General features: G+C 59.8%; 20 protein-coding genes. 13 read left to right on the top strand and 7 right to left on the bottom strand.

The window, feature by feature from the left end:
* Window positions 1-27: 27 nt before the first annotated feature.
* From CFU_RS00540 to CFU_RS00550, 3 genes are all read right to left on the bottom strand, one after another.
* Entirely contained in the window at window positions 28-390 is a 363-nt protein-coding gene (locus CFU_RS00540; RefSeq protein WP_014004097.1) for a VOC family protein, read from the bottom strand.
* Window positions 391-441: 51 nt separating this feature from the next.
* On the bottom strand, window positions 442-1,281 hold the full coding sequence (locus CFU_RS00545; RefSeq protein ID WP_014004098.1) for a helix-turn-helix transcriptional regulator: 840 nt from the start codon (window positions 1,279-1,281) through the stop codon (window positions 442-444).
* A 119-nt stretch (window positions 1,282-1,400) separates the two neighbouring features.
* Window positions 1,401-2,159, bottom strand: a complete 759-nt coding sequence (locus CFU_RS00550; RefSeq protein ID WP_041741015.1) for a 3-oxoacyl-ACP reductase family protein — start codon at window positions 2,157-2,159, stop codon at window positions 1,401-1,403.
* 137 nt (window positions 2,160-2,296) lie between these two features.
* Here CFU_RS00550 and CFU_RS00555 point away from each other — a divergent pair, with 137 nt between their 5' ends.
* Entirely contained in the window at window positions 2,297-3,220 is a 924-nt protein-coding gene (locus tag CFU_RS00555) for a LysR family transcriptional regulator (RefSeq protein WP_014004100.1), read from the top strand.
* Window positions 3,221-3,297: 77 nt separating this feature from the next.
* Here the strand turns inward: CFU_RS00555 and CFU_RS00560 are convergent, their stop codons facing one another.
* Complete coding sequence (locus CFU_RS00560; protein WP_238531373.1) at window positions 3,298-4,002, bottom strand: helix-turn-helix domain-containing protein; 705 nt, start codon at window positions 4,000-4,002, stop codon at window positions 3,298-3,300.
* Window positions 4,003-4,174: 172 nt separating this feature from the next.
* Between CFU_RS00560 and CFU_RS00565 the strand changes: the two genes are divergently transcribed.
* Both CFU_RS00565 and CFU_RS00570 read left to right on the top strand, forming a co-directional pair.
* Window positions 4,175-4,660 (top strand): hypothetical protein, encoded by a 486-nt coding sequence (locus CFU_RS00565; RefSeq protein ID WP_014004102.1) that lies wholly within the window; start codon window positions 4,175-4,177, stop codon window positions 4,658-4,660.
* A 62-nt stretch (window positions 4,661-4,722) separates the two neighbouring features.
* On the top strand, window positions 4,723-5,508 hold the full coding sequence (locus CFU_RS00570) for a DUF2145 domain-containing protein (protein ID WP_014004103.1): 786 nt from the start codon (window positions 4,723-4,725) through the stop codon (window positions 5,506-5,508).
* A 60-nt stretch (window positions 5,509-5,568) separates the two neighbouring features.
* On the opposite strand, the gene CFU_RS00575 is transcribed toward CFU_RS00570, so the two are convergent.
* Window positions 5,569-6,453: a cysteine hydrolase gene (locus CFU_RS00575; RefSeq protein WP_014004104.1), complete on the bottom strand. Its 885-nt coding sequence runs from the start codon at window positions 6,451-6,453 to the stop codon at window positions 5,569-5,571.
* Window positions 6,454-6,492: 39 nt separating this feature from the next.
* On the bottom strand, window positions 6,493-6,972 hold the full coding sequence (locus CFU_RS00580) for an HAD domain-containing protein (RefSeq protein WP_014004105.1): 480 nt from the start codon (window positions 6,970-6,972) through the stop codon (window positions 6,493-6,495).
* Window positions 6,973-7,188: 216 nt separating this feature from the next.
* Between CFU_RS00580 and CFU_RS00585 the strand changes: the two genes are divergently transcribed.
* Both CFU_RS00585 and CFU_RS00590 read left to right on the top strand, forming a co-directional pair.
* The gene (locus tag CFU_RS00585; RefSeq protein ID WP_014004106.1) at window positions 7,189-8,196 is read left to right on the top strand and encodes an LLM class flavin-dependent oxidoreductase; all 1,008 of its coding nucleotides are present in this window, start codon (window positions 7,189-7,191) and stop codon (window positions 8,194-8,196) included.
* 12 nt (window positions 8,197-8,208) lie between these two features.
* Window positions 8,209-9,105, top strand: a complete 897-nt coding sequence (locus CFU_RS00590; protein ID WP_014004107.1) for a 1-aminocyclopropane-1-carboxylate deaminase/D-cysteine desulfhydrase — start codon at window positions 8,209-8,211, stop codon at window positions 9,103-9,105.
* Window positions 9,106-9,109: 4 nt separating this feature from the next.
* Here CFU_RS00590 and CFU_RS00595 read toward each other — a convergent pair whose 3' ends face one another.
* Window positions 9,110-9,379: a hypothetical protein gene (locus CFU_RS00595; protein WP_014004108.1), complete on the bottom strand. Its 270-nt coding sequence runs from the start codon at window positions 9,377-9,379 to the stop codon at window positions 9,110-9,112.
* Between the two features lie 112 nt (window positions 9,380-9,491).
* On the opposite strand from CFU_RS00595, the gene CFU_RS00600 reads away from it, so the two are divergent.
* The 8 genes from CFU_RS00600 to CFU_RS00635 all read left to right on the top strand — a co-directional run bounded on the left by CFU_RS00600 (window position 9,492) and on the right by CFU_RS00635 (window position 16,077).
* On the top strand, window positions 9,492-10,454 hold the full coding sequence (locus tag CFU_RS00600; RefSeq protein WP_014004109.1) for a LysR substrate-binding domain-containing protein: 963 nt from the start codon (window positions 9,492-9,494) through the stop codon (window positions 10,452-10,454).
* Between the two features lie 38 nt (window positions 10,455-10,492).
* Window positions 10,493-11,134: a tRNA-uridine aminocarboxypropyltransferase gene (locus CFU_RS00605; protein ID WP_014004110.1), complete on the top strand. Its 642-nt coding sequence runs from the start codon at window positions 10,493-10,495 to the stop codon at window positions 11,132-11,134.
* A gap of 193 nt (window positions 11,135-11,327) precedes the next feature.
* On the top strand, window positions 11,328-12,374 hold the full coding sequence (locus CFU_RS00610; RefSeq protein WP_014004111.1) for an extracellular catalytic domain type 2 short-chain-length polyhydroxyalkanoate depolymerase: 1,047 nt from the start codon (window positions 11,328-11,330) through the stop codon (window positions 12,372-12,374).
* A 53-nt stretch (window positions 12,375-12,427) separates the two neighbouring features.
* The gene (locus CFU_RS00615; protein WP_014004112.1) at window positions 12,428-13,060 is read left to right on the top strand and encodes a hypothetical protein; all 633 of its coding nucleotides are present in this window, start codon (window positions 12,428-12,430) and stop codon (window positions 13,058-13,060) included.
* A 212-nt stretch (window positions 13,061-13,272) separates the two neighbouring features.
* Window positions 13,273-13,551: a DnaJ domain-containing protein gene (locus CFU_RS00620; RefSeq protein ID WP_014004113.1), complete on the top strand. Its 279-nt coding sequence runs from the start codon at window positions 13,273-13,275 to the stop codon at window positions 13,549-13,551.
* Window positions 13,548-14,081, top strand: a complete 534-nt coding sequence (locus tag CFU_RS00625; RefSeq protein WP_014004114.1) for a hypothetical protein — start codon at window positions 13,548-13,550, stop codon at window positions 14,079-14,081. The genes CFU_RS00620 and CFU_RS00625 overlap by 4 nt, the downstream gene beginning before the upstream one ends.
* A gap of 31 nt (window positions 14,082-14,112) precedes the next feature.
* On the top strand, window positions 14,113-14,826 hold the full coding sequence (locus tag CFU_RS00630) for a hypothetical protein (protein WP_014004115.1): 714 nt from the start codon (window positions 14,113-14,115) through the stop codon (window positions 14,824-14,826).
* Between the two features lie 39 nt (window positions 14,827-14,865).
* The gene (locus CFU_RS00635) at window positions 14,866-16,077 is read left to right on the top strand and encodes a hypothetical protein (RefSeq protein ID WP_148264721.1); all 1,212 of its coding nucleotides are present in this window, start codon (window positions 14,866-14,868) and stop codon (window positions 16,075-16,077) included.
* Window positions 16,078-16,291 lie beyond the last annotated feature (214 nt).

A 16,291-nucleotide genomic window follows, 5' to 3' on the forward strand; every position in this document is an offset into this window, starting at 1 on the left:
CAGGCCGCAGCGCATCCTCATCCATCTTCAGCCGGGACAAACGGCCTCGACATTGTTCCCGTCCGGATCGATCAGGAATGCGCCGTAGTAAGTGGGACTGTATTCGGTGCGCAGGCCCGGTTTGCCGTTGTCGCGCCCGCCAGCCCTCAGGCCGGCCGCGTGAAAGCCTTTGACCTGCTTGTGATCGGCGGCGCGGAAAGCGACGTGTGTGGTTCCGGCCGGCGTATCGGTAGCAGCATATAACCAGAGCGCCGGCTGCTCCGGCGGCCCGAAGCCGGCATAACCGTCGCCCTGCACTGCCAGGACATATCCCAGGTTTTCCAGCGCTGCCTGGTAAAACTGCAGGCTGGCGTCCAGGTTCTTCACTTTCAATCCGATATGGTCGAACATGATGATCTCCTTGTCATCGCATCCAGATGGATGCGTCAGGCAATCATCATTTCAGATCGAACCCAGTTTTTCTTGGAAAATCTTGCGCTCGCCGCGCGCTACGCGCTGGAAATGCTTGGGCGAGACGCCGGCGGCGCGGTGGAAGGTGCGCACGAAATTGGATAAATCGTTGAACCCGACGTCGTAGGCCGTATCCGTGACGGAGCGGCCGTCTGCCAGCAGGCTTGCTGCATGGCGCAACCTTGAGCGCAGCAGGTACTGGTGCGGCGTGACGCCGAGCGTGCGGCTGAACAGCCGCAGGAAATGGAAAGGACTCATGCCTGCCTCGCCGGCGGTCCGTTCGAGGTCGATTTCTTCATGTGCGTGCGCGGTAATCCACATCGCGGCATTGACCGCGCGGCGCCGGTCCTGGCTCGTCGTCGCCAGCGGCGCGGATTGCTTGCCGGAACTGAGCGCGACAAAACGCGCGGCAAGCAGCAGCCCGATTTCCTCCAGGCCGACGTCGCTGCGCCCTTCTGCGGCGGCCTGTCCCAGTTCGCCGAGCATGATGATGCCGTTCAGCGGCGGCAAGGCGCCGCTGCGCCATAGCGTTTCCTTGGCGCCTATCGATTCGATGCATTCCTCGGAAAACTGGAAAGACAGGCATTCGTCGCCGCACACATGATGGTCGTGGGTGCAGCAGTATTCATCGCCGGGATAGCCGATCATCACCGAGCCCGGCACCAGTTCGTGCTGCACGCCGCGGTAGCGCAGGCCGAAGCTGCCGCGCCGCACGTAGGACACCGAATGCTTGTGGTGCGATTCGGTGACCGGCAGGTCGCCCGGGCTGGCGCTGCAGCGGTAATCGATCACCGTCGCCGACGCGCTTTGCGAAAGAATCAGGGTATTCATCCTATTAAGTCTACGCCAAATAAAAAAACGCGGATGGCTTGCATCCGGTTTTTATAAGCGCTTGACTTCAAGTTAACTTGATAGACGATGCCCTACGAAATCCAGCAAGAGCAAGTTCGTCAGGCAGCAAACCCGCCGTCGATAGACAGGCTGGCGCCGGTAATGTAAGCGGCTTCCGGGCCGACCAGGTAAGCGACAAAGCTGGCGATTTCTTCATCCTTGCCATAACGGCCGACCGGCATCATCGCTTTCAGGGTGGCGGCGAATTCGCTGCCGGCCGGATTCATTTCGGTATCGACCGGGCCCGGCTGCACATTGTTGATGGTGATGCCGCGCGGACCGAGATCGCGCGCCAGGCCGCGCGTCAGGCCGACCAGCGCCGACTTGCTCATCGCATAGGGGCCGCCGCCGGCAAACGGCATGCGGTCGGCATTGGTGCTGCCGATGTTGATGATCCTGCCGCCCTCGGTCATGTGGCGCGCCGCTTCTTGCGTCGCCACGAACACGCTGCGCACATTGATCGCCAGCGTGCGGTCGAAATCTTCCAGGCTGAATTCGGCCAGCGGCGCAATCGCCAGCACGCCTGCATTGTTGACCAGGATGTCGAGCCGTCCGAAAGCGGTGACGGCTTGTCCGATTGCCGCCTTGATGGCGTCTGCATCGGCGCTGTCGGCCCGGATCGCCAGCGCGCGTCCGCCGGCGGCTTCGATGTCCTTGACGACTTGCATGGCGCGGTCGGCCGAGCTGATATAGGTCAGGGCGACAGCGGCGCCGTTGCGGGCCAGCCGTTTGGCGATGGCGGCGCCGATGCCGCGTGAACCGCCTTGGATGAAGGCGACTTTGTTGGCAAGCACAGCTGTTTCTTGGTTGATGGCCATGGTATTTCTCCTTGTTGGTTGGGTGTTTGCCATAGTAGCGAACGCCGGGTTGACAAGCGAAGTATCTGCCGATCATTATGTCGTTACTAGCCCCTAATCTTCATATTCACTTGATACCAAAGGTTTAAAATAAACCCATGGAAACCATGATTGGCATGCAATGTTTCGTCCGCAGCGCCGAGGCCGGCAGCTTTTCAGAGGCGGCGCGGCGGCTTGGCATGACTTCGGCGGCGGTCGGCAAGAACGTGGCGCGGCTGGAGACCGGACTTGGCGTGCGCCTGTTCCATCGCAGCACGCGCAGCCTGACCCTGACCGAGGCCGGCGAAAGTTTTCTGCATGAAATCAGGGATGGCCTGACGTCGATCCAGTCCGCCGTCGACAACCTGGCCAGCGCCGGCGGCCAGCCGGCCGGCGTGCTCAAGGTCAGCATGGGCACAGGTTTCGGCCGTGTCTACATGGTGCCGTTGCTGGCGCCGTTCCTGGAAAAATATCCGGCGATTTCGCCCGACTGGCATTTCGATAACCGCCAGGTCGACCTGATCGCGCAAGGTTTCGATGCCGCCATCGGCGGCGGTTTCGAACTGCCGCCCGGCGTCGTGGCGCGCGAACTGGGGCCGGCGCACCGCGTGCTGGTAGCCGCGCCAGCGTATTTCAACGAGCGGCCGGCGCCGGCCTCGCCGGCAGACCTGCACGCATTCGACGGCATTTTCATCCGCTCGCCGCAGACCGGGCGGGTGCGGCCGTGGCCGCTGCGCAACGGCAGCAACCAGCAGGCGCCGGTGACGCTGCGTGTGCGCATGACCATGAGCGATCCCGAAGCCGCTTGCGAAAGCGCGCAAATGGGCCTCGGCATCGCCCTGGTCAGCGTGCCGAACGCCTTGCCGTTCTTACTTAATAAAACCCTGGTGCGCGTGCTGCCGGACTGGTATGTCGACGGCGGCACCTTGTCGCTCTACTTTGCCGCCCAAAAACTGCTGCCGGCCAAGACCCGGGTGTTCGTCGATTATGTGGTGGAGCATTTCCGGACGCAGGAACTGGCCAGGCATTTTTCGGCGTTTTGAAAACCTTGGCAGCTTGAGACCAGGCATGAATGGTCGCTGCCGATATCAGGCTGGCACTCGGTTAGAAATACCGCCTCTCATGATTTGGCTTTTTTCTGCAATTTTTTGAACGATTCAGGAGACCAGGGGCGTACCGCCAGGATCAGGCTGGTGCCAAACCGTTCAGAAAAAGGCAGGCTCAGGTCCTGATGATGCAACGCTGAAAATTCTGCATTTAAACGACGCATGTGATGCTGGACAATCATGTTGCTTGCGCGTGAGAGCATGCCGCTGACCATTGTCATTTTTTCGCCCTCGCGGTCGAAGCGCGAATTGAAGAAATCATTTCTTAGCTGTGCGCGAAAATATTGCTGTATCGGCCCCCCCGGCAGCCAGGTGAAGTCTGGCGCCACCCGCACGCGTATTTTATTGTTGGGCATCAGGTCAATGATGCCCAGCTTGTCCAGCCGCGCGAGTATGCGTATGCATTCGGCTTTGGAAAAATCGAATACCTCCAGGATTTCTTCTAGCGACCAGTGATTGAGCGCATGCACCGCGATCAACAGCAATTTCGGATCGGACACCAGTTTGTCTTCCTGTTCTGGCGACAGCTGGGAGGGCGTTGCCGATTCGTGCGCAATCATGCGGGCGAGGTCGCTGATCTGTATGTCCAGCAGCATGCATATCTGATCAAACCGTTCTAGCGTAAAGCTTTTTTCTGCAAATACGCGCTTAACGCTGGCTTCGCTCAATCCCAGGCTTTTTGCCAGCTGCGCATAAGTGATGCCGCGCGCTTTCAGCACATTCTTTAACGCCCCGACCAAGGCTTCTGTTTGCGACATTTTTTTCCGCCGACTTTACTGTGTGGAATAGTATTGTATTTCAATACCTTATTAAATAATATGTGATTCTACCGATTACTTATTTGAATCAGGCGATACTTTTGTTAAAGTCTGCCCGTCGCTTAATAAAACGATGCAATCGCGGCAAAGCAGCAACGGCAATTGGTTATATCCGGACTTCAATCAACTTATCTCAGGGAAAAATATAATGAAAAAATTAACGTTACGTCGTGTTGCCGTTGTGCTTTCTTTGTGCGGCGCCTTGGCTGCTAACCAGGCATTTGCACAATCCACCGCCAGCGACATGTCGGCGATATCGGTGGTGGCTTCGGTTGTAGCTCCGGCTTATTTTATTTCCGAAGGTGGCGAATATCTGGTCAAGGGTGTGGAAGCTTCCGGCAACGGCACGCTCTATGTCCTGGAAAAAGTCGGCACCGGCGTGCGCGGTTCGGTCACTGTTGCAGCCAATGCCAGCGGCGCGGTGTCGGTCGGCGTGGGCGACATCCTCAGCACCACCGCGACCGCTGCCGGCATGCTGCTCGTGAGCGCAGGACGGGTATTGGCGATCATTCCTACGGAGCTTGGCAAGTCACTGATGAAAAGCAAAAAAATATCGTAGTTTCTGACGCTGCCTTGGATCATTCTTGGATCACTCCCATTCAATTTTCATGAAAGCGCACCATGTATAAGCGACGTCTGCTAACGGCCCTGGCCGGTTTGTGTATTTTAGCGCCGGGTCTCGGTTACGCCGGCCAGGCTTGTGAACAAAAGCCGCCGACCGCGGCCATGGTGACGCAAGGGCTGACGCTGGCCCTCAAGACTGTCGAGCAGCTCAATGCCAGTGGGGCCGAAGTGGTTATCATCGGCCGTGTCGGCCAGGATCTCAGTAAATATGGGCAGCATTATTCCCACATCGCGTTCGCTTACCGCGATGGAACGACCTGGAATATCGTACATAAGTTGAATGAATGCGGGACAGCTGTCAGTAATATTTTTGAGCAAGGCATGGGGCAATTTTTCCTCGACGATCCGTTCAAATTCGAGGATGCCTTTGCGGTGCCCGCGCCAGAGGTGCAGAAGCGGATACTGGCTGTGCTGGTGAGCCGGGACAAGGTGCTGACTGAGCATATTCCGCAATACAGCATGCTGGCCTATGCCTGGGGCAACAAGTATCAGCAATCGAACCAGTGGGTGCTGGAGACACTGGCGCTGGCGATGGAGCCGCAGATAACAAACCGCGAACAGGCCCAGGCATGGCTAAAGTTCAAGGGTTATGAGCCGGCTACGCTGAATATCGGCCCGATGACACGCCTCGGCGCCCGCATGTTCAAGGCTAACATCGCATTCGACGATCATCCCAACGAAAAGCGTTTCAGCGACAGGATTGAGACGGTTACCGCGGATTCGGTTTTTGATTTCCTGAAAAAATCCGGACTCGGGATCGGTTATTTCACGGTCAATCTTTAGGCCATACCGAGCAGTTTGCCTGCGCCATGCGGTTGGCAAAGATGGCACGCATAGGAGACGTCATGTTTCTTTCGCGTCGCCATCGGCATTGCCTAGCAAATCCAGCAATACATCCGCCACATCTGCAGTACGCGCTCCGCGTGCCGCCATATCTTCGACAAACTGCCGATACTGTTCCTGAAAGCCGCTTACCGGACTCATGCAATCGGTAACCAGCACCAGCTTTCCGATATGTTGCGGGCCGAAGTAATCGGCAATATGCTCGGTAGTCGCTTTCACGCAATGGCTGCCCGCTTCGCCTGTGATGTAGATGCAATCGGCCTTGGCCAGGCTGTCCAGGAAAGCCTGGTTCGATTGCGTCAGTGCGTCGTCCGGGTCGGGCACTTCGGCCTGCACCGCGGAATAGTGCTCGGTCCACGGATTGCTACCCTTGCTGATCTTGGCGACGCTGCGCAGGGTGCGTTCTTCCCAGCGGTTATAGGCGGAGCGCACATCGGCGTGGACGTTATGTCCCCATGAGCCGATCTCGCAATGGACCGGCCACACCATCAGCTGGTAACGTCCGGCTGCTTCCAGCTGGTCCAGGTAATGCAGCACCCGCGGCAGCGCAGCCGGCAGGCGCGGCAGATAGCTGCCGGCGCGCACCTCGGCGGCCGAGATCTGGGTGAACGGCGCGACTTCGCCGCCGGCGGCGCTGGTCCAGAATCCGGGATGGGCGATATCGAGCCGGTGGTGCGAATCGAGCGTGATGCTGATGGCGCTGATGCCGGCGCCGCCGCGCTTGATCAGGTCGGCCACGCGCAGCATGTCGGCGTGAGCCCCGGGCACCGGCAGCGCTGGCCCCATTCTGCCGCCGCCGGCCGGATTATCGGGAAGATAGCCGGCAGGCAGGTCGCAAAAATCGTTCTGCGGATCGATGATCAATAGGTGCAGGTTGCGGCGCATCTGTTTCTCCGGTGCCGTCTGTATGGCTTATCTGTTTGCTTACAGCGCTGCCAGCATGGTTTTCAGCGCGTCCTGCGCCGCCGGATCGCTCAGGCCCAGGCTGCCCTTGGTTTCCAGCAGGCGGTCGCGGCAGGCGGCCGGCCAGCCGAAGGCATCGTCGTCCAGCGCCAGCCAGCTGGTCGGCTTGCGGCGTTCAACGTCGCGCCAGACCTGCATGCCGCGCGGCATGGTGTCGAATTCCGCCGGCGTCAGCTTGGGATGGTGGAAGGTGGAGCCGATCACGCGCTCGCGCAGGCTCTCCGAGAGTTCCTGCCTGGTGGCGTCGAAGCCGAGCGCCCTGACCCAGCTGGTGGAGAGCACGATCTTGACTTCAGGATAGGGCGCCAGCAATTCTTCCAGGATCGGCATCCATTCGAAGAATGAGCGGTCCGGGGTGGCGATGTAGAGGCCGCGCTGGCGGTTGCGGATTACCTTGGCGTCGTGCAGGACGCCGTTGTAGTCCAGGTAGAGAATTTTCATAAAACATCAGTCATCAAAGTAGATCGGATTGGTGGCAGGCCGGTCATGGCCGAATCACGCCAAGCATGGGAATGGCGCTATTAGACCATCAAGTTTACTCCAAGGGAATCGCGGCGGCGCCCGGATCACGCCGCGGACGGCAAAACGGCGCTCCGCCAGCAGGCTTAAAGCGCTGCGGATATACTCGAAAACCGCAAGCTGAACAAGGAAGCCGCTGTGATCCCAATTTCAATTCTGGACCTGGTCCGTATCCGCCAAGGCAGCGATGCGCGCAACGCGCTCGACCATGCGCGCGATCTGGCGTTGCACGCCGAGGGCTGGAACTATCGCCGTTTCTGGATGGCGGAACACCATAATATGCGCGGCATCGCCAGCGCCGCTACCTCGGTGGCGATCGCCCATGTGGCGGCCGGCACCAGCACCATCCGGGTAGGCGCCGGCGGCGTCATGCTGCCGAACCATGCGCCGCTGGTGATCGCCGAGCAGTTCGGCACGCTCGCCGCACTGTTCCCGGGCCGCATCGACCTCGGCCTGGGTCGTGCGCCCGGCACCGACCAGATCACTACCCGTGCGCTGCGGCGCGATCCGGCCAGCGCCGAATCGTTTCCGCAAGACGTGCTGGAACTGCAGGCTTTCCTGGCGCCGGCCGAGCCGGACCAGCGCATCGTCGCCGTGCCAGGCCACGGCAGCAAGGTGCCGCTATGGATACTCGGGTCGAGCACCTTCGGCTCCCGGCTGGCGGCGGAATTCGGGCTGCCCTACGCGTTTGCCTCGCATTTCGCGCCCGATTCGCTGGAAATGGCGCTGCAGCTGTACCGCGCCCAGTTCAAGCCGTCCGAACAGCAGGCCAAGCCGCACGCGATGGTGGGCATCAACATCATCGCCGCCGATACCGATGCCGAAGCGCGCCGCCTGGCGACTACTCAGCAGATGTCCTTCACCGACATGCATCGCGGCGTGCGCGGCCTGAGCAAGCCGCCCATCGACGATATCGAAACCTACTGGTCGCCGCTGGAAAAGGCGCAGGCCTCGCACATGCTGGCGTGTTCTATCATCGGCTCGCCGGAAACCGTGCGCGAAGGGCTGGAAAGATTCCTGCTGCGCACCGGCGCCGACGAGCTGATGATTGTCTCGGACATATTCGATCACAAGGCGCGGCTGCACTCCTACGAGATCATCGCCGACGTTGCGCGCGGTGTAGAACCTATCCCAATGTCTATCTGATTTTGCCCTGACGTGCAGTTTCCCAGCCAGCCCTCTCCTTGCCAGCTCCTGCAAAGCACCGCTTTCCTCGGGCGCGAGGTCTGGGTAAAGCGCGACGACCTGCTGCATCCGGAGGTCTCGGGGAATAAATTCCGCAAGCTTAAATATCAGCTGTCGGCACTAGAGGGGAAGCAAGCGACGCTGGTAACCATGGGCGGCCCGTGGTCCAATCATCTGCATGCGCTGGCCCACGCAGCTGCCTTGGGCGGCTGGCCGGCGATTGGCCTGGTGCGCGGTGCGGCAGGGCTGGACAGCGCCACGCTGGACGATTGCCGGCAACTGGGCATGCACATCCAGTTTGTCTCGCGTGAGGACTACCGGCAGCTGCGCGAGGACCCGCAAGCCTGGCGCCGGCACATCGCCGCTGCCGACGACAGCCATGTCTGGCTGCCGGAAGGCGGTAGTGCGCCGGCGGCCTTGCGCGGCGTCGCCGAACTGGTGGACGAGTTGAGCACTGAGTTGCTGCCGGATGTGATCATGGTCGCCTGCGGCACCGGCGCCACGCTGGCCGGCATCCTCGCCGGTTTGCAGGGCCGGGGCCGGGTGGTCGGCATCGCGGTTCTCAAGGATGCCGATTATCTGCACCAGGAGATCGCCCGCTTGCTGCAGGAGGCGGGCTATCCTGCCTACCAGAATTATGAACTGATCACCGATGCCCATCACGGCGGTTATGGCAAAGCGCCGCCCGAGCTGCGCCAGTTCTGCCGCGAGTTTTCACAGGAATTCGGCCTGCCGATAGAGCCGGTTTATACGGGCAAGCTGTTTCACGCGCTCAGGCGCTTGCAGCAGGCCCAGGTTTTTCGCGCCGATGAACGGGTGCTTGCCGTACATACCGGCGGCATGCAAGGAGCACGCGGGTTTATCGGTTGAAGTCTCAATAAATCGTATCCCTGCGCGCCTGTTCGCGCGGCTGCACTGAATCGATGTAGCCGATGTCGCGTAAAAGGTGGTCGCTCAGTTCGCGCACATTCAGCACATATTTTTGTGGCGCCTCTGCCAGCGACGCTTTTGCTGGCTGTGGCGGGATCAGGCGCTGCTGCCACCAGCCGCCAGTACTCTTGACGGCCTGGAACAGGTTACCCAGCAAACCTTGCGGGCGTGGCAATGTTGTCGCGATTTGGTCCGGTGTCGATACGCAGTTCATGGCAAACTCACAAGTTGGTTGTAGGGAATATTCGCAGCGCTTTCAATACTGGTCAGAATATCCAACCACAGCTACTTAGGGAAACGACTTGTTCTAACCATCTTGGTCAGCTATGCTTACCATCATGAGCCGACTCCCTTTACATACCCTCCCGGTCTTCCGCACCGCCGCCCGCCTGCAGAATCTGCGCGCTACCGCGGTCGAAATGCACCTGACCCACAGCGCCGTCAGCCAGCAGATCGGCGTGCTTGAGCAGCAGCTCGGTTTTGTCCTGTTTGAGCGGCGCGGCCGCCGCATCGTGCTCAACGAAGCGGGCCAGGCGCTGCTGTGCAGCGTCGAGTCGGCGCTGGCACAGCTGGATGTCGGCGTGCTGGCCGCTGCCGCCACGGCGACCGGCGTTGCGCAGCGGCTGCGGCTGACGGTGATGCCGTCTTTCCTGCAGCGCTGGCTGCTGCCGCGCATGCAGCGCTGGCGCCAGCGCCATCCCGACATCGCGCTGGAGCTGCATTCCTCGCAGCAGGTGATGGACCTGCAGCGCGACGGTTTCCACGCCGCGCTGCGCCAGGGACGCGGCGGCTGGTCCGGGCTGAGCGATGAACGTTTGTTCGACAGCCCGCTGGTGGTGGTGGCTTCGCCGGCTACCGCGCGCCGCCTGCAAGGTGGAGGCGCGGCGGCGCTGGTGCACGAGCCCTTGCTGGGCGATGCCGACCTGTGGGATCTCTGGTTCAGCGAAGCCGGACTCACGGTGAGGACCAATCCGGTGGCCAGTTTCAACGACGCCGGCCTGATGCTGCAAGCCGCTGAACAAGGTTTGGGCATAGCGCTGGGGCGCGAATTCATGGTGGCCGATGCCTTGCGCGACGGCCTGCTGGTGCAGCTGTCTGAACAGCGGCTGGCGCCGGACGCCGATTATTCGTCTTATTTCCTGGTCTATCCGCCTTCATTGTGCGACTGGGCGCCGCTGCAGGCTTTGCGCAGCTGGCTGCACGATGAGGTCTGCGCTTTGCAGGCGTCGGCCGCTGCAGCGGCGGAAGAAACGCCGGCGCGCAAGCCACGCCGCAAGAAAGCGCCGTAGCAGCAATAGCGGCCCGGATTCCTCCAGCTCTCTACATCATGACGCAGCCCGACCATCTCCAGCGCCTCGCCTGTCCCAGATGCCTGCGTCCGCAGAGCGCTTGCATCTGCAGCTGGATTACACCGACAGAGCCGGCGATCGACGTGCTGATCTTGCAGCATCCGCTGGAAGTCCGCCAGGCCAAAGGCAGCGCCCGCCTTCTACAGCTGAGCCTGGCGCGCAGCGAACTGATTGTCGGCGAAACCTTTGACGAGCAGGGTTTGAAAGCGCTGCTGCATACGCCTGCCAGGCATGCCATCCTGCTGTATCCCGACAGCCCCGCGGATAAAAGCCTGGAGCTGGCCGCAGCGCCGCCGCTGGACCAGGCGTGGTTGCGAGAACCGGCGCAGTTGCGGTTGGTGGTGCTGGACGGGACCTGGCGCAAGAGCCGGAAAATGCTATACCTCAATCCGCTGCTGCAGGAGCTGCCGCGCCTGTCGCTGCAGAATCTGCTGACTTCGACGCCGGCATCGCGCTACCTGATCCGCAAGGCCCAGCGCCCGGGCCAGCTTTCCACGCTGGAGGCAACTTGCCATGCCTTGATGCAGCTGGAGCAGGATGAGGAAAAATACCAGTCCTTGCTGACGGCTTTCGACGGTTTTGTGGCGCAGCAAGTGGCTTGCCGGATCAGGGCAAGCTAGATCAGGCCAAGCTGTCAAATTTGATAGTTTTTAACGATGCATGTCCATGCTATCGTGCACTTGGCTCACTGGAGCGCGTGACAGGTTTCGTTAGGTTCCGGCAAAAACCTCAACCGTAGAATGATGAAAGCAGACACATCTCTGCTAGCGTCCGCACACCGCGCATGCTTTATGCTCACCAGGGGCCTGACTCATGAAAATCTTTTTCCGGCATTGTGTAATCGTCTTCTCGGTTTTATTTTCCGCGTTTTCCCTATCCGCAAGAGCAGCGCCGATTGCGGAACTGGGCGCCTACGGCGCCGATCTCCGCCAGACTTCTGTCTCCGGCCTGTCTTCCGGCGCATTCATGGCGGCGCAGTTTGATGTCGCCTTTTCCAAGGAGTTGGTAGGCGCCGGCATCATTGCCGGCGGGCCGTTCTACTGTGCGGGCCAGACCACCGGCGTGATACCGTTCATCGCTGCCCAGACGCTGTGCATGCAGCCGCTCGGCAGTGCGCCCAGTGCGGAAAATTCGTGGCTGGCCGCGCAGAAATTCGCGCAGCAAGGGGTGATCGACGATCCGCAGCATCTGCAGCACCATCGCGTTTATGTTTTCAGCGGCACCAAGGACGCCACCGTGCTGCCGAAAGTCGTGGATGAAACCGCCAGGTTTTACGAGCTGGCCAAGGTCCCGAAGGAAAATATCCAATACATTCACGACATCGCGGCCGGTCATGCCATCATCACCAGCAACGCTGGCGACGTTGCCTGCGGCAGGAGCGCCGCACCCTATATCAACGATTGCAATTTTGAGCAGTCGCACCAGATCCTGCGTTGGATCTACGGCAAGATGAAAGCCCCTGCCGCGCGGCTGAAAGGCAAGTTGTTGCAGTTCAACCAGCGTGCATTCGATCCCGACAAACAAGCCTGGCTGAGCGACATCGCCTATCTGTATGTACCAGCCAGCTGTGCCGCCGAGGCTTGCAAAGTGCATGTGGTTTTCCACGGCTGTGGCCAGGATGCGCTGGCTATCGGTGATCGTTATGTCCGCACCACAGGCTATAACGAACTGGCCGACACCAATAAAATCATCGTGCTTTATCCGCAAGTGGATAAATCCTTTGTCAATCCCAAAGGATGCTGGGATTTCTGGGGCTACACCAGCCCCGAATCCGCCAAGCCGAATTTTTATACACGCCAGGCGCCGCAGATGGCTGCAGTGATGCAGATGGTGCGGCAGCTGGGTGAAAAACGCCCTTAACCGAATATCCAACCGAAGATCATCCAGCAATCCAATTCTCAAGGAGCTTAGACATGCAATCCGATTTCATCGCGCAATGGGGAAAAGCCAACCAGGATGCCATGGGCGTTTTTTTTAAAAGCCTGGCTCAGGCGGTGCCGGCCATGAACCAGGCAAATACCGGCCCTGCGGCAGTCACCGCGGATAGCTGGAAGACCCTGGTAAGAAACCATATGGAACAGGCCGCCGGTTTCTCAGCCGACAAAAATGCAGCGGTCAACGCTGCCTGGCGGCACCGGCGCGACCAGCTTGATTTCGGCGCCAGCGCTGTCGCCTTGCAAGGTTTGGCCGACATCCAGATCAACCTGATCAGCCGCCTGGTTGAATCCCATGTGCAAAATATCCGCGCCGTGACAGAGGTGAGCGCGCAGTATTTGCAGAATCTGGCGCTGACGCGCGATGGCAACGACATCATGATGGCGCTGGGGCAATGCGTCAGCGGCCTGGAGGCAGCGGCGAAATCCAACGCGATAGAAGGCGTCGGCATCGCGAACGGCATCAAGCCGGCGTTGACGCAATGGCTGCAAGCCAGCGTAAGTGAAGCATCGGGCGGGGAAACCGCAGCTGCCGGCCAGAATGGCAATTCACAGGAAACTGTCGCGGATGTTGCCAAAAAAGCAGCGAATCCGCGCGGCGGGCGGAAGTAATTGCAAAAGAGCCGGAATATGTCGCGCGCGTCCTGCAAATCGTGGCGTGCAGGCCACGCGCGGCATCGACTTCTGGCGTCCGCTCGTGTATCCTCCGCAGACTCTTCCAAAGTGTTTGTGTCTTTTCGGCAACAAACACTTGCCCCGCAAGCATTCCATCAGCAACAAGACGACGGTCGCCCGTGACCGGCTACGCCAACGTGTGAGGACGCATGAAGGATTATTACGCCGTTCTCGGCACAGACAGCGATGCAACCGCCGGCGCCCTGAAAAACGCCTATCGCAGGAAAGCCTCGGAGTTTCATCCCGATCGCAATACCGCGCCCGACGCGCCCGCGCGGTTCCGTGATATCCAGGAGGCCTACGACTTGCTGTCGGATGCGGTGAAACGCCAGGAATACGACGAAAACCGGCGCCGCAGCTTGCTGGAAAACCCGCTTGAGACCGCCCAGCAAATCTGGACTACCTACATGAACAAGGTTCTGCAATGATGCTTTCCGCTTTTTTCGAAGATTTGACCAAGGCTTACCAGGCTGAGCTGGAGGATTTGCAAAGCGATTCCGAAGGCAACGATATCCTGGCGTCGCGCCTGAAAAGCAAGCGCGCGCAGTTTGCCTTGATGATGCCGATGATAGAAACCGATCCGGAAATGGTGGCGGTGGCTTTCCATGGCGGCGTCGATTTTACCAATCCGCAGGCGCTGACCATGCTGCTGGGCGAAGAACCGGACGACTTTCCATCGTGGACCGAAGTCGCCGACACCGTACAGTTCGAATCGTGGGCGCAGAAGCTGGCCGAGATTGCCTTGCAAGAGCCGGGCGGCGAGCGTTTCCTGATCACCACGGTTTGCCTCGAGTACCTGCACGAGAAAAGCAACGGCAGCTACCAGGGCACTTATAGCCAGTCTGACTCGGATGATGCAGTCGATGAGGTCGAGAGCGACGACGAAGAAGACGGCCGCGACCTGGAAATCGAAGGCGCCGACTGGCTGGCGGAGCAAGGCTTCGAGCGCCTGGGCTAAGCAATTCAGATATCTTGGACAGAGTGACACCATGACAAACGCGCTAGTAGTGAAAGCAGCAAACCTGATCCGCAACGGCGATATCGCCGGCGCCGAATTCGCCCTGGTCAGCCTGGCTGAGACCGAGGGCGATTACGCACTGGTGGCGGCGCTCGACACGCTGCCGCCGAAGGACCTGCTGGCGGTGATCCGCGAATACGACACCTCGAAAGAATCGGTGGTCAACCTGCTGGTGACGCCGGAACAGTTTGCGCGCGCCGTGGTCATGGAACGGCTGTATGGCGACCATAGCCATGTGCGCCTGCGCGGCATGGTGAATGCGGTGCTGTTCCGCGACGACAGCCAGACCGGCGAATTCCTGGAAGCGATCGGCGATGTCGACGGCGGCTGCGAAGCGCTGATCGATTACCTGTCGGACCGGGATGAAGAGGTGGTGCATTTCGTTACCTATGACACGTTCAACGTCAACCGCACCGAAGAGGGCGACGAAGTCGACAAGTCGGAAGTCAGCGACCGCGACTGGAAAGAACTGACCTGGCTGCTCAAGCATGAGCACCCCGACATGTTCGAGCAGATCTGGCCGGTGCTGAAAAAACGCATGAAAGAACGCCTGCGGCGCGAAATGGAGCTGGAAAGGCAGGAGCAAGAATTGCAGGAGCAGAAAAAACTCGAATCGGAGGAGCGCCCGGCAGCAGCAGCGCGGCCCACCGCTGTTGTCGATCCAGGTGAAGAGTCCGCGCTCTAAGCTTTCGCTGTTTTACCGTTGCTGAAACCTACGTATCCCATGTCCGACAAACACCGGAATATCGACCTCGTCGACAAGCGTCCTTTCTTTGAAAAGGCGCTTGCTTTCGGCCTCAAGAGCCGCATCCTGGACCAGGAAAAATGCCGCGCGATGATCGCCGATGCCGCCAAGGGCACGGTGCAGGTCGCCGCCTTCTTCGGCACCAGCCACCTGCACACCGATCTTGAGAATGCGCGCCAGCGCATCGTCAACCTGATCAGCCTCTACCTGGAACATACGTTCAGCGGCGACCTGCAAAAAGCGGCGGAATCCCTGCGCGACAATACTTTCCTGTCGCATTCGCGCGGCGGCAACGAGATGCTCAAGGCCTTGCATGGCTTGCCCGACTCTACCGTTTTCGGCGATACCAAGGGCCAGGGGCTCAAGGAATTCCAGGACGAGCGCACGCTGGCCAAGCCGTTTTCCCTCAATGCTTATCGTAAAGAGCGCAAGGCGCGCGAGGAGTGCGCGGCGGTGATTGCCGCGGCGCTGTGGTTCGCCGGCGATCTGGGCCTGGCGCGTTCGGAGCTTGAATTCGCGGGCGCCGAAACGGTCATTCGCACGGCGTTGCTGATGCGTCTTGGCGGCGGCCAAGAATTTCCCGACCGGCTGGGTTTTGCCAGGTTGATCGCCGCGGTGCGCGGCAACAGCGCCGCCGGCGCGAAATTGAAGATTTCCAAAAAACTGCTGGACGACGTGCCGCTGGAATATCGCGATGTTGCGGACAAGGTCCGGCGCGATATCGAGAAGCAGGATGCGCTGGCCAATGCCGCGGTGGCGCTCGACTCCCTGCTCAATCTTGTCGAGTTGCGTTATTTTGTGCGTGAGGGCGGCCTGGAAGACGTGGACGGGTTCGATGCCCTGGTCTCCAAGGAATGGCACAAGGTTACCAAGGGTAAGGAAGATCCATATTCACGGCTGACCATCTTCATGTGCATCGCGTCGGGTGTGAAGCCGAAGACGACGGTGTCGGAGACAGAGGCCAGGGCCATGATCCGGCGGGTGCGCGAGCACGGCTTCGACAGCGCGGCGGTCTCGGCGTTTATCCGGAGTTCGGCGCCGTTCGAGATCAAGGACAATCTGCTGTCTTTGTGGGAGAATGAATTCCTGCCGGATGCGGAGCAATACCTGGTCGACGATGACGATCTCAAATACACGCGCGCGCTGAAGTTCTTGAAAGAGAACTGCAATATCAAAGTCAAAAGCAGTTAAATGGGGTCGGAGTTTTTTTTTCGCGTCCTTTGCGAAAATTACTCTGACCCCATTTAACGGACCACGGAGTAAGTGTGGTCGCATTCGACGACCTTGGTTTGTTGCTGCCTAAAACCTAAGCTGCGCACTTTCTCGTGGCCCGGCAAATTTTCTTCGTTGCGCAATAACCGGATGTTCAATAGAATCGTCGCTGGGACATTCCATGCAAATGGAA

Source organism: Collimonas fungivorans Ter331 (assembly GCF_000221045.1).
Classification (GTDB): domain Bacteria; phylum Pseudomonadota; class Gammaproteobacteria; order Burkholderiales; family Burkholderiaceae_D; genus Collimonas; species Collimonas fungivorans_A.

Coding starts and splice junctions, on each gene's coding strand:
- CFU_RS00540 (WP_014004097.1), bottom strand. CDS start 390: ATGTTCGACCATATCGGATTGAAAGTGAAGAACCTGGACGCCAGCCTG.
- CFU_RS00545 (WP_014004098.1), bottom strand. CDS start 1,281: ATGAATACCCTGATTCTTTCGCAAAGCGCGTCGGCGACGGTGATCGAT.
- CFU_RS00550 (WP_041741015.1), bottom strand. CDS start 2,159: ATGGCCATCAACCAAGAAACAGCTGTGCTTGCCAACAAAGTCGCCTTC.
- CFU_RS00555 (WP_014004100.1), top strand. CDS start 2,297: ATGGAAACCATGATTGGCATGCAATGTTTCGTCCGCAGCGCCGAGGCC.
- CFU_RS00565 (WP_014004102.1), top strand. CDS start 4,175: ATGCAATCGCGGCAAAGCAGCAACGGCAATTGGTTATATCCGGACTTC.
- CFU_RS00570 (WP_014004103.1), top strand. CDS start 4,723: ATGTATAAGCGACGTCTGCTAACGGCCCTGGCCGGTTTGTGTATTTTA.
- CFU_RS00575 (WP_014004104.1), bottom strand. CDS start 6,453: ATGCGCCGCAACCTGCACCTATTGATCATCGATCCGCAGAACGATTTT.
- CFU_RS00580 (WP_014004105.1), bottom strand. CDS start 6,972: ATGAAAATTCTCTACCTGGACTACAACGGCGTCCTGCACGACGCCAAG.
- CFU_RS00595 (WP_014004108.1), bottom strand. CDS start 9,379: ATGAACTGCGTATCGACACCGGACCAAATCGCGACAACATTGCCACGC.
- CFU_RS00600 (WP_014004109.1), top strand. CDS start 9,492: ATGCTTACCATCATGAGCCGACTCCCTTTACATACCCTCCCGGTCTTC.
- CFU_RS00605 (WP_014004110.1), top strand. CDS start 10,493: ATGACGCAGCCCGACCATCTCCAGCGCCTCGCCTGTCCCAGATGCCTG.
- CFU_RS00610 (WP_014004111.1), top strand. CDS start 11,328: ATGAAAATCTTTTTCCGGCATTGTGTAATCGTCTTCTCGGTTTTATTT.
- CFU_RS00615 (WP_014004112.1), top strand. CDS start 12,428: ATGCAATCCGATTTCATCGCGCAATGGGGAAAAGCCAACCAGGATGCC.
- CFU_RS00620 (WP_014004113.1), top strand. CDS start 13,273: ATGAAGGATTATTACGCCGTTCTCGGCACAGACAGCGATGCAACCGCC.
- CFU_RS00625 (WP_014004114.1), top strand. CDS start 13,548: ATGATGCTTTCCGCTTTTTTCGAAGATTTGACCAAGGCTTACCAGGCT.
- CFU_RS00630 (WP_014004115.1), top strand. CDS start 14,113: ATGACAAACGCGCTAGTAGTGAAAGCAGCAAACCTGATCCGCAACGGC.
- CFU_RS00635 (WP_148264721.1), top strand. CDS start 14,866: ATGTCCGACAAACACCGGAATATCGACCTCGTCGACAAGCGTCCTTTC.